Annotated in this window: 11 protein-coding genes and 1 pseudogene; 1 reads left to right on the top strand and 11 read right to left on the bottom strand. The window is 50.4% G+C overall.

Going from position 1 to position 11,329, the window contains the following annotated elements; translation table 11 throughout:
- Positions 1–41: 41 nt before the first annotated feature.
- The 11 genes and pseudogenes from era to lepA form a co-directional block, all read right to left on the bottom strand.
- Entirely contained in the window at positions 42–974 is a 933-nt protein-coding gene (era, locus tag Q0362_RS08080; protein ID WP_298122381.1) for a GTPase Era, read from the bottom strand.
- On the bottom strand, positions 974–2,269 hold the full coding sequence (locus Q0362_RS08075) for a hemolysin family protein (RefSeq protein WP_298122380.1): 1,296 nt from the start codon (positions 2,267–2,269) through the stop codon (positions 974–976). The genes era and Q0362_RS08075 overlap by 1 nt, the downstream gene beginning before the upstream one ends.
- Positions 2,266–2,736: an rRNA maturation RNase YbeY gene (ybeY, locus tag Q0362_RS08070; RefSeq protein WP_298122377.1), complete on the bottom strand. Its 471-nt coding sequence runs from the start codon at positions 2,734–2,736 to the stop codon at positions 2,266–2,268. The genes Q0362_RS08075 and ybeY overlap by 4 nt, the downstream gene beginning before the upstream one ends.
- Entirely contained in the window at positions 2,733–3,710 is a 978-nt protein-coding gene (locus Q0362_RS08065; RefSeq protein ID WP_298122447.1) for a PhoH family protein, read from the bottom strand. Before Q0362_RS08065 ends, ybeY begins: the two co-directional genes overlap by 4 nt.
- A 43-nt stretch (positions 3,711–3,753) precedes the next feature.
- Entirely contained in the window at positions 3,754–4,104 is a 351-nt protein-coding gene (locus tag Q0362_RS08060) for a histidine triad nucleotide-binding protein (RefSeq protein WP_298122375.1), read from the bottom strand.
- Between the two features lie 9 nt (positions 4,105–4,113).
- Positions 4,114–4,842: a 16S rRNA (uracil(1498)-N(3))-methyltransferase gene (locus Q0362_RS08055; RefSeq protein WP_298122373.1), complete on the bottom strand. Its 729-nt coding sequence runs from the start codon at positions 4,840–4,842 to the stop codon at positions 4,114–4,116.
- A gap of 29 nt (positions 4,843–4,871) precedes the next feature.
- Positions 4,872–5,951 (bottom strand): annotated as a pseudogene (dnaJ, locus tag Q0362_RS08050) (molecular chaperone DnaJ); the annotation flags it as partial.
- An 18-nt stretch (positions 5,952–5,969) separates the two neighbouring features.
- Complete coding sequence (gene hrcA / locus Q0362_RS08045) at positions 5,970–6,989, bottom strand: heat-inducible transcriptional repressor HrcA (protein ID WP_298122370.1); 1,020 nt, start codon at positions 6,987–6,989, stop codon at positions 5,970–5,972.
- 78 nt (positions 6,990–7,067) lie between these two features.
- Positions 7,068–8,285 (bottom strand): radical SAM family heme chaperone HemW, encoded by a 1,218-nt coding sequence (gene hemW / locus Q0362_RS08040; RefSeq protein WP_298122369.1) that lies wholly within the window; start codon positions 8,283–8,285, stop codon positions 7,068–7,070.
- A 3-nt stretch (positions 8,286–8,288) separates the two neighbouring features.
- Positions 8,289–8,951, bottom strand: coding sequence for a DUF1990 family protein (locus tag Q0362_RS08035; RefSeq protein ID WP_298122368.1), 663 nt, complete (start codon positions 8,949–8,951; stop codon positions 8,289–8,291).
- A complete protein-coding gene (gene lepA, locus Q0362_RS08030) occupies positions 8,952–10,799 on the bottom strand; it encodes a translation elongation factor 4 (RefSeq protein ID WP_298122367.1) in 1,848 nt (615 codons plus the stop codon). It abuts the gene before it with no gap.
- 175 nt (positions 10,800–10,974) lie between these two features.
- Between lepA and rpsT the strand changes: the two genes are divergently transcribed.
- Positions 10,975–11,235 (top strand): 30S ribosomal protein S20, encoded by a 261-nt coding sequence (rpsT, locus tag Q0362_RS08025; protein WP_298122365.1) that lies wholly within the window; start codon positions 10,975–10,977, stop codon positions 11,233–11,235.
- The last annotated feature ends 94 nt before the right edge of the window (positions 11,236–11,329 follow it).

Genomic DNA, 11,329 nt, shown 5'->3' with positions numbered 1-11,329 from the left:
AAGCAGACCAAAGGACATATTTCTAGGCTAGCACTGAGCTACTAGAAGCCCAATCGCTGAAGCAGTTTGGGGTCTCGTTGCCAGTCTTTTGCAACCTTCACACGAAGGCTCAAGAACACCTTTTGTCCAACAAGCGGTTCGATTGCTGCACGAGAGCGTTGACCAATGTCCTTGAGACGCTCGCCGCCATTTCCGATAATGATTCCCTTTTGGCTATCACGCTCGACAAAGACGTTGGCATAAATTTCAAGAAGTTCTTTGTCTTCGCGCTGAATCATGTCATCGAGTGTGACAGCGAGAGAGTGAGGAAGTTCCTCGTGGACGCCTTCAAGGATGGTTTCACGAATGAGTTCAGAGATACGTTTCTCAAGGTCTTCATCTGTATTTTGCTCAAGAGGATAAAGAGCTACACCTTCGGGAAGGAGCTTGATCAGTTCGTCAGCCAAAAGATCAATTTGATCATCTCCCACAGCCGAAACTGGGATGATTGTTGCCCAGTCACGAAGTTCTTGGACTTCCAGGAGCCTAGTGGCAATCGCTTTCTTCGAGGAAACATCTGTCTTGGTGATGACAGCTACCTTCACAGCACGAGGATATTTATCTAATTGCTCGTTGATAAATCGATCACCCGGACCGACCGGTTCATCAGCGGGAAAGCACATCCCAATTACATCGACATCGCCCAATGTGGCTGACACGAGAGCGTTTAAGCGTTCGCCCAACAGCGTTCGAGGTCGGTGAATTCCCGGGGTGTCCACCAATATCAATTGACCAGTTGGACGATTAGTGATTCCTCGAATCGCATGACGAGTGGTTTGTGGCTTCGAGGAGGTAATGGCAACCTTCTCACCTACCAAGGCATTGGTGAGTGTGGACTTGCCAACGTTAGGGCGACCAACGAGAGAAACAAATCCTGAACGCGGCTGATTCTCAGGCGAATCTCCACGCTTTTCAGCTTTAGACGGACGGGCCATTAGTTTTCCTCTTCCGTAAAAGCCTGACGAGCATCAATCAAGTCTTGATCTGCTTCCACAATTGCACGAGTGACACGTTTCCGATGGGACCCGCTTCGGTCAGCTTCGATAATCAAGCCACTGACTGTCACTTTGTCCCCCACTTCGGGCAATCGACCAAGTTCTTTAGCTAATAATCCGCCAACCGAATCAACATCTTCATCATCGAGTTCAAGGCCAAATAGTTCGCCGAGTTCATCCAGAGGCAAACGAGTGGCGACGCGATATCGCTGGTCACTCAGCATTTCTACTTCTGGCGCACCACGATCATGTTCGTCAGCAATATCTCCAACAAGTTCTTCAATGAGATCTTCCAGAGTGACGAGCCCCGCAATACCACCGTGTTCGTCAACAACAAGGGCTAGATGCGTATGTTGTGCCTGCATTTGTTTCAGAGTGTCATCAGCTTTCTTCGACTCCGGAACGAACATGGCTGGTCGAGCAAGATCTTGAGCAGACAGAGTTGAAAACTCAGCAGGGTTTTCAAAAGACTTTCTCGACACATCACGGAGATTGAGCACGCCCACGATTTCATCGACGTCATCAGCGATGACGGGTATACGGGAATAGCCAGAATCCAGGAAGATTTTGGTAGCAACATCAAGTGACGCATCCGCATCAACGGTCACCATGTCTGTTCGGGGAACCATAACTTCACGTGCGATCGTCTCTCCCCATTCAAAAATGGAGTGAATCAGTTCTCGCTCTTCGCTCTCAATGACGTCATGCTTCACAGCTTCGTCCACCATACTCAGCAGTTGATCTTCTGAAGCAAACGAGGTGTTACCCGGACGACCTGGGGTGACTTTGTCGCCCATGGTGACAAGAAAGTTTGCCAAAGGGCCAAGGATGACACGGAATAAGTGGATGAGCGGTGCAGAGATGTTCAAGACTGCTTCCGGGTGCGCGCGACCCACAGAGCGAGGACTTGAGCCAGCAAGAACAAAGCTCGCCACGGACATGATGAATATTGCGAGCAGAAGGGCGGCCCAGTAAGGCAGTCCCGCAGTAACAAGTTGCAAAGTCACAAGAACTGCAGCTGCTGTTTCCGCAAGAATTCGGACAAAGGTGGTAACTGTTCGGTGCGGTCCCAAATCATTAGCGAGGGCAATAAGTGATCGCTGTGACCGTTTGCCTTGAGCTTGGTCGCGTATGTCGTCAGTGGAAAGCACACCCATGGCTGACTCGCTGGCAGCCATCAGACCACCGAAACTAATCAGTAGGAGAAGTCCGACGACGGTGAGGAAAATGGTCACTGTGTATCGCGCTGCTTTTCGCTCATGGTGTAACCAACGATGAGGTCTCTTTGAAGACTGAACATTTCTTTTTCTTCTTCAGGTTCTGCATGATCAAAGCCCAACAAGTGAAGAATGCCGTGAGCAGTCAAATAGAGCAATTCATCCATGGTGGAGTGGCCAGCACCTTCAGCTTGAACTTCTGCCACTTGAGGACACAGAACAACATCACCTAAGACTCCTGGAGGAGTGATGATGTCGTCGTTTCCAGGACGAAGTTCGTCCATGGGGAAACTCAACACATCAGTAGGGCCAGGCTCCCCCATCCACTGAACGTGAAGTTGCTCCATGGCTGCCTCATCCACCAGAACCAGTGCGATCTCAGCATCAGGATGAACCCGCATGGCATCTAAGCAATACGTAGCTAGACGCTGAAGCGCAGCTTCGTCGATGTCATAGGTGGATTCGTTATTTACTTCAATACTCATCGGGAATTCTCCTTGGCGTTCTCACGGCGGTGACGTGCTGCCAGAGTTTTTTCATCGTATTCACTGTAAGCATCAACGATGCGTCCAACTAGGGAATGACGCACTACGTCTGCACTTGTTAGTCGAGCAAAATGGATGTCTTCAATGTCGTCCAAGATCCCAGTGACAAGGCGTAAACCACTTGCGGTAGAGGGCAAATCGACCTGAGTTATGTCACCGGTAATGACCATCTTGGAATCAAAACCCAATCTAGTCAGGAACATTTTCATTTGCTCTGGAGTTGTGTTCTGAGCTTCGTCCAAGATGATGAAGGAATTGTTCAGGGTACGACCACGCATATAGGCCAAAGGAGCTACTTCTATCGTTCCTACTGCCATCAATTTGGGTACGACTTCTGGGTCTAACATTTCGTTCAGCGCGTCGAAAAGGGGCCGTAAGTAGGGATCAATCTTGTCTGTGAGTGTTCCAGGTAAGAAGCCAAGACGTTCGCCCGCCTCGACAGCAGGCCTCGTGAGGATGATGCGTTCAACTTCTTTGCGTTGCAATGCCTGAACGGCCTTTGCCATTGCTAAATAGGTTTTACCAGTACCAGCTGGTCCAATACCGAAAGTAATGGTGTGGTCGTCAATGGCACGAACGTATTCCTGTTGGCCAACTGTTTTGGGGCGGAGTGTCTTTCCGCGCGTAGAAAGAATGTCCTCTCCAAGAACGGCAGAAGGTGAGGTGTGAGGATGAGCATCTTGAATGTGCTTGGACTCTGCTACATCTGCTGGAGCCAAATCCTGTCCGTTACGCACCATCGCAAGTAGTTCTTCCATCAATGCTTTTGCACCGATAACTTGCGCTTGCGCTTCTTCTGAAGCGACTTTGGGAAGCAAACGAATTTCATTTCCGCGAACATGAACGTCCACGAGTGGATACTGATGTTCCAGATTGGTTAAGAGACGATCCTGGGCACCAAGCAAACGCACCATTTCAATTCCGTCGATAATGATGACGTCATTATTCGCCGCAGAATTAGGCAAGTGAGCTCTCCAGTAGACCACCAGATAGAACGTGGGCGTGAACGTGGAAGACGGTTTGCCCTACAGTTTCACCGGTGTTGAACACAAGACGGTATTCACCGTTCGCATGCAGGGTTGCCAGGTTGTGCGCAGTAGCCACAATTTCTGCAAGCAATTCGGGATCTCCCGCAGCAAGCTCAGTCACGTTTGAGTAGTCAGAGACCTTGGGGATGACAAGCAAATGAACTGGTGCTTGGGGTGCAATATCCCTAATGGCAATAACGCGGTCGTTTTCAAACAAGATCTCTGCAGGAATATCCCTGTTGATGATCTTGGTGAAGATAGATTCTGCTGCGTTTGTCATATGACTAGCTTAACAACGGCCTAGCTTGGAGTTGAGAATGGCCAGTGCTGCTGGTCCTGCGGTAGACGTGCGAAGAATGTTATGCCCCAACGACACGATTGTCGCTCCTGATTCAGAAAAGCGTAGAAGCTCAGATTCAGAAAGTCCGCCTTCAGGTCCCACAACAAGAGCAATGTCACGAGAATCTAAGACAACCGCGCTCAGGGGTACTGAACCCGTGGGATCAAGAACAAGAAGGTGAACCCCCGAGAGTTCAGAAATGAGCTGTGTAGTTTTGAGGTGCTGGTCGACCTGAGGAACAAAGGCACGGATGGATTGTTTTGACGCTTCACGAACTATGGCACTCCAGCGCGAGAGTCCCTTTTCAATTTTGGGACCTTCCCATTTAGAAATGCTGCGGTCTGCTGCCCACGGGATGACGACATCAATACCAAGTTCCGTTGCCGCCTCAACAGCTCGTTCATCACGGTCTGTTTTCGCCAAAGCTTGAACAAGATAGATCTTTGGGGATGATTCTTGATGTTGCTCAACTGATACAACTCGGAGCTCAACAGTGTCTTTGGTTGTCGCAGTTACTTCAGCAGTGACCATCAATCCTCGCCCATTGCCTAAAGCAAAGCTCTCCCCCACTCTCACCCGTGAAACGGTGGCGGCGTGCCTTCCTTCTGAACCGTCGAGCACGACAACAGAACCCACAGAAGTGGATTCCAAAGATTCAAGAAGATAAAAGTGAGCCATGTTTATACGTTGAAGAAACGGTCTCGAAGTTTGGAGAACATACCCTGCTGGAAGTGTGCCAACTGTGGAGAAGGCTGTTTACGTCCCTTGGCGAAGTTTTCAATCAGTTCTTTTTCTTTGCCACTGAGTTTTGTTGGCGTAACGATATGGATACCCACCTTGAGGTCTCCACGGCCATTTCCGCGCAGTCGAGTAATTCCTCTGTCCTTGACAGTGAGAACTTCTGAGCCTTGAGTACCTGGCTTGATCTCTACAGATACATCACCATCGAGCGCAGGAACAATGACCTTGGTCCCAAGAATGGCATCCGTCATCTGAATTTCTAGAGTGCACAACAAATCATCGTTATCGCGGCTAAAGATTTCGTTGTTGTTGACCTTAATTTCGAAGTAGAGGTCACCATTGACGCCACCGGCTTGTCCTGCTTCACCAGCTTGAGTCATGTGAAGACGGACACCCGTGTCCACACCAGCAGGAATATCAAGAGGGATGGAGCGGGTTGCGCGAACACGCCCCTGTCCCTGGCATGAACTGCACGGCGCAGGAATAGTTGTTCCATATCCACGGCAGCTCCCACATGGGTTTGACGTCATGACGTTACCGAGAAGAGAACGAACAGCACGCTGGATTGTTCCGGAACCGCCACAGATATCGCAGGTAGCAAGTGAAGTGCCTGGCTGACAGCAAGATCCTGAGCAGGTTTCACAGACGACTGCAGTATCGATATCGATGTCTTTGTGGACGCCAAAGATGACATCAGCAAGGTCAACTTCAACACGCAGCAACGCGTCCTGACCGCGCTCCATACGGGAACGGGGACCACGTTGTTGTCCACCACCAAAGAAGGTGGAGAAAATATCTCCGAAGTCGCTAAAACCGCCACCACCGAAGCCAGCTTGTGGGCCTAGGTCGTATTGCTGACGCTGAACTGGGTCACTCAGCACTTCATAGGCATGTGTGACTAGCTTGAACTTTTCCTGAGCAGTTGCATCAGGATTAACATCGGGGTGAAGTTCTCGTGCGAGGCGTCGATAAGCCTTCTTGATTTCTTCAGGGCTCGCTTCACGTGAGACACCGAGTACGTCGTAATGATCAGCCACGAAGGCCATCTCCTTTGGGTCGAAAAATTACTGTGCGTCCAGGACGCGGGTGAGGTACCGGGCAACTGCCCGGATAGAAGCTATGTTGTTGGAATAATCCATCCGAGTAGGTCCAAGAAGACCCAGGGTTGCGGACTCTCCAGCAGAGGTATATCCCGTTGCAAGCAAACTTGTTTGCTCGAGACTCGAGTTACCGTGTTCACGGCCAATACTCACGGCAACTTCATGAGCATCTGCCTTCATTTCTGAAAGAAGCTTGAGCAGGATGACTTGTTCTTCAATTGCATCGAGAACAGGGTAGATACTTCCGTGGAAATCGTCTTCAGTGCGAACAAGGTTTGCTGTGCCCGCCATGACGAGCTTTTGTTGACGGTTTGCTTGAATACTCTCACTGAGCGCAGTGGCAATATGACTTGTAGCCGAAGAAAGCTGAGGAGAAACCGTTTTGCTCAAAGAGCCAACGGAATCTGCGAGTTCAGAAAGAAGTTTCCCTGCGACTTGAGCATTAATGCTGGCTCGGAGTTCGGCTAATTCCTCTTCGGACAGATCTGAGTCCAAATCAAGGAGTCGTTGTTCTACGCGGCCATTGTCAGTGATCACAATGCACAAAGCACGTCGGTTGCCTAACGAAACAAGTTCAATGTGGCGAACGCGCGTGGCACCGAGTGTGGGGTATTGAACAATGGCGACCTGATTGGTCAGCTGTGAAAGTAAACGAACCGTGCGCCCCAGCAGTTCATCAAAGTCGACAGATTCATCAAGAAAATGATCAATTGCTTGCTTTTGCGAAGAACTGATGTGCTTGACCTCTGCGAGATGGTCAACGAAAAGACGGTATCCCTTATCTGTTGGAACACGACCACTCGAGGTGTGTGGAGCAACAATAAGCTCTTCTTCTTCCAGAAGTGCCATGTCATTGCGAATAGTTGCGGCAGAAACACCAAATTGGTGGCGATCGACAATCGCTTTAGAACCGACCGGTTCTCGCGAAGAAACATAATCCTGAACGATAGCTCGAAGGACTTCTAGACCGCGTTGAGAAACCATGCAATCCTCCTTCTTTCATCGCTGGCACTCGACCATTCTGAGTGCTAATACTACCGCCACCAGTGCAACATTGCCCAGTTAGAAGAAGGTTAGGCGTCGCACTACTTCATCAGCTCTCAGACGGCCTTTGACCGTCAAAACAAGCCTTGAGTGTATGGCTTGTGGACCGTCAATGAGACCATCAGCAATGAGTCCGGCGACTGCTTCAGGTGCAAGCCCTTCAGTGCTTATTCCTTCGCGGATACGGCTACCCAAGAGAATGCTTTCAAGCTCTCGTGACTGGCTGTCGGGTGTTTCCCAACCAGCTGCAGGCGAATGTCCCTCCGCAAGACGCTGGGCGTACGCAGCTGGATGTTTCACGTTCCAGAACCTTGTTCCACCGATGTGCGAATGAGCTCCTGGCCCATACCCCCACCAGTCATTTCCCTGCCAATAGGTGAGGTTGTGTTCGGATCTTTGTGCTTCTGATTTTGACCAGTTACTCACCTCGTACCAGTTGAATCCGGCTTTTGAGAGCAAGTCTTCTGCAAGTTCATACATATCGGCTTCGAGATCGTCATCTGGCTCAGGGAGCTCGCCTCGTCGAATACGTCGCTCAAGGGCAGTGCCTTCCTCAACGATGAGGGCGTAAGCGGAGATATGGCCAGTATTCAAAGAAATAGCTGTTTCTAGAGATTCGCGCCACTGTTCCACAGACTCTCCAGGCGTGCCATAAATCAAGTCAATGCTGACTTCCAGTCCTGCATCATGGGCTGCCTGTACTGATGTTGCTACAGAAGCAGGGTTATGGGTGCGATCAAGAGTGGCCAAAACTGAAGGAACAGCAGATTGCATACCAAGGCTTATCCGGGTGAAACCTGCTTGAGCTAGTGCATTGACATATTCAGGTGTAATCGTGTCTGGGTTAGCTTCGGTAGTGATTTCTGCTCCGGGAACAATTCCGTGCTGCCTTTGTACGAGCTCTAGGGCACGAATGAGATCGTGGGCTGGTAAGAGAGTAGGCGTTCCTCCCCCGAAGAAAACAGAGGACAGAGGACGCTTTGGAACACCTGCGCGCTCTAATACGTGTCCCGAAAGCTCAATCTCTCGAGCTAAATCATCGATGTAGGTAGCTTGAGAAGACCCGCGTAGCTCGGTGGCCGTATAGGTGTTGAAATCACAGTAACCACAGCGAACTCGACAGAAAGGAATGTGGATATACGCACTCATTGTGCGATTTTCGGCTCCAAGGTTCACGCCAGCAGGAAGTGAACCGTCAACTGGCATCTCATTGCCTTCAGGAAGCGGTCCTGCCATGAGCTAGACGGTTCGCGCAGGAAGAAGTGAACGGACGTACTGGCGACGTTGCAGCCATTGACGAAGGCGAATGAAAGGAGCCAGATATGTGTACTTGCGACCTTCTGCAATCGACGTAACGCTTCGAACAACGCACCACACCGAATCGTCCTCGCGCCATTCGACACTAAAGAACTCTTCTCCGATTACAGGAGCAAGGTCGAGTGTGCCTAACGCGTACCCCATGCGTCGCTCTTCACGCACGACATAAATCACACGATGGCTCGTGGTGATCTCCTGAGGGGTCCACAACTTGGCCAATTCGATGGTTGTACCTGCTGAAAGATATGGAGTGCCATCTGGCGCAAACAGTTGATCAAGGGCATCCGCAGTTGGTGGAATGGGAGCGCCGAATTCATTAAATATCAGACCGTTATATCCCTCCGAATGCGCTTCGTTGACTGAAACTACTTCGAGATGTGAACCACGAGGTACTCCCCAGGTCATCAGCGCTGCGGTGGCGGTATCAAAACGCTCTTGCCCGCTGCCAATGCGGAACTCATCCTGGTATGAACGGAAACCAGCTGGTGGGAAAACCAAGACATCTGCTGCTTGGGTAGCACCGACAGAACCATAACTCACAGCACGATCGCCACTGAAGTTAGAGCGACGTTGAGAATCAGACATTTATTTCTTCTTCACTTCTTCATCACCCTGAAGCGCGGCGATGAATGCCTCTTGAGGAACTTCAACGCGGCCGACCATCTTCATGCGCTTTTTACCTTCCTTCTGCTTTTCCAGAAGTTTGCGCTTACGAGTGATGTCACCGCCGTAGCACTTGGCCAGAACATCCTTACGAATCGCCGAAATAGTTTCACGGGCAATAATGCGAGCACCAATAGCTGCCTGAATGGGAACCTCAAACTGTTGGCGAGGAATCAGTTTCTTGAGACGTTCCGTCATCATCAGACCGTAGGCGTATGCCTTGTCCTTGTGAACAATGGCGCTGAATGCATCTACCTGCTCACCTTGAAGAAGAATGTCGACCTTCACGAGGTCAGAATCTTGTTCACCAGCTTCTTCATAGTCAAGAGAGGCGTAACCCTGGGTGCGGCTCTTGAGGTGGTCAAAGAAGTCAAAGACAATCTCGCCCAAAGGAATCTCGTACTTCATCTCAACACGGTCTTCACCGAAGTACTCCATGCCGAGTAGATTTCCACGCCGACTCTGACACAGCTCCATGATGGTGCCGACATAATCTTTGGGTGTCAAAATTCCTGCACGAACTAAAGGCTCTGATACTCGTGTGATCTTGCCTGAAGGGTATTCGCTTGGGTTTGTGACGGTAACCGTCTTCTTGTCCTCAGTGGTGACTTCATAGGGCACGGAGGGAGCAGTCGCTATGAGATCTAGTCCGAACTCACGCTCTAAACGCTCTGTGATGATTTCAAGATGCAGAAGCCCCAGGAAGCCACAGCGGAAGCCAAATCCAAGAGCAACTGAGGTCTCTGGCTCATAGTTCAACGAAGCATCAGAAAGCTTTAACTTGTCGAGTGCTTCACGAAGGACTGGATAGTCAGAACCATCAATCGGATAAAGACCAGAGAAGACCATTGCTTTGGGATCTGTATAGCCAGGAAGGGCTTCTGTTGCCGGCTTGGCAAAGTCAGTAACCGTGTCACCGACCTTGGACTGGCGAACATCTTTCACACCAGTGATGAGGTAACCCACCTCACCAACACCCAAACCTTGCGAAGGAATGGGTTCAGGTGAGCTCACACCAATTTCAATGAGTTCGTGAGCAGCCTTCGTGCTCATCATTTGAATACGCTGACGTGGCTTGAGGGAACCATCAATGACCCTGACATAGGTGATGACACCGCGGTATGCGTCATAGACAGAGTCGAAAATCATGGCGCGAGCGGGAGCATCTGCATTTCCAACAGGGGCAGGAATCTTGTCGACAACCAGGTCAAGAAGTTCTGCAACACCCATGCCTGTCTTGCCCGAAACTCGAAGAACATCTTCAGGTTTACCACCGATGAGATCAGCCAATTCTTTGGCATATTTGTCGGGATCTGCAGCTGGAAGGTCAATCTTATTCAGCACAGGAATGATGGTGAGGTCATTCTCCATAGCAAGATAAAGATTCGCTAAAGTCTGCGCTTCAATACCCTGAGCTGCGTCTACGAGGAGGATTGCTCCTTCACATGCAGCCAACGAACGGCTGACCTCATAGGTGAAGTCAACGTGTCCAGGAGTGTCAATCATGTTCAAAGCGAATGTTTCACCATTGAGCTCCCACGGCATACGTACTGCCTGGCTCTTGATGGTAATACCGCGCTCGCGCTCAATATCCATACGGTCGAGATACTGCGCGCGCATAGAGCGATCGTCCACAATTCCCGTGATCTGGAGCATACGGTCGGCAAGGGTCGACTTACCGTGGTCAATGTGAGCGATGATGCAGAAGTTACGGATCTTCGCTGGTTCTGTTGACGCAGGCTGCAGTGGGTTCGTGGCGCGAGGAGACATAGAACCTCTAGTCTCCCACGAACTGCGACACAGTTTTAGCAACTGGCATTCTTACTGGTAGTGTTGGTTCTTGGCTTACGTGTAGTCCCACCTACACGATTCGTCGCGAAGAGCCCTCTACCTCTGGTGCGACACAATCCAAACGTACAAACATCGAGTGAAAGACACGGTTAACGTGGCAAACATTAAGTCGCAGATCAAGCGAATTGGCACCAACGCAAAGGCAACTGAGCGCAACAAGGCTGTGAAGTCAGAGGTTAAGACCGCTGTCCGCGCAGCTCGCACCGCAGTAGCAACTGGCGACAAGGCAGCTGCTGAAACAGCCTTGAAGACCGCTGGTAAGAAGCTAGACAAGGCAGTAAGCAAGGGTGTTCTTCACAAGAACAATGCTGCAAACCGCAAGTCGGCAATTGCCAAAAAGGTTGCTGCTCTCTAAGCACACTTTATAAATAAGGCCTCCACTGATGTGGGGGCCTTATTTGTTTTCTGCGCCTTATCGCCTTCCATAGCTGGCAACGACATTCACCATA

Source organism: uncultured Aurantimicrobium sp. (genome assembly GCF_936931525.1).
Taxonomy (GTDB): Bacteria; Actinomycetota; Actinomycetes; order Actinomycetales; family Microbacteriaceae; genus Aurantimicrobium.
Note: the sequence above shows the minus strand (reverse complement) of the source record. Positions and strands in the feature narration are given on the sequence as shown.

Excerpts from the sequence above, each read along its gene's own strand:
- lepA (WP_298122367.1), bottom strand. The coding sequence starts at position 10,799 with ATGTCTCCTCGCGCCACGAACCCACTGCAGCCTGCGTCAACAGAACCA.
- hrcA (WP_298122370.1), bottom strand. The coding sequence starts at position 6,989 with ATGGTTTCTCAACGCGGTCTAGAAGTCCTTCGAGCTATCGTTCAGGAT.
- ybeY (WP_298122377.1), bottom strand. The coding sequence starts at position 2,736 with ATGAGTATTGAAGTAAATAACGAATCCACCTATGACATCGACGAAGCT.
- Q0362_RS08035 (WP_298122368.1), bottom strand. The coding sequence starts at position 8,951 with ATGTCTGATTCTCAACGTCGCTCTAACTTCAGTGGCGATCGTGCTGTG.
- era (WP_298122381.1), bottom strand. The coding sequence starts at position 974 with ATGGCCCGTCCGTCTAAAGCTGAAAAGCGTGGAGATTCGCCTGAGAAT.
- hemW (WP_298122369.1), bottom strand. The coding sequence starts at position 8,285 with ATGGCAGGACCGCTTCCTGAAGGCAATGAGATGCCAGTTGACGGTTCA.
- Q0362_RS08065 (WP_298122447.1), bottom strand. The coding sequence starts at position 3,710 with ATGGTGCGTTTGCTTGGTGCCCAGGATCGTCTCTTAACCAATCTGGAA.
- Q0362_RS08060 (WP_298122375.1), bottom strand. The coding sequence starts at position 4,104 with ATGACAAACGCAGCAGAATCTATCTTCACCAAGATCATCAACAGGGAT.
- Q0362_RS08055 (WP_298122373.1), bottom strand. The coding sequence starts at position 4,842 with ATGGCTCACTTTTATCTTCTTGAATCTTTGGAATCCACTTCTGTGGGT.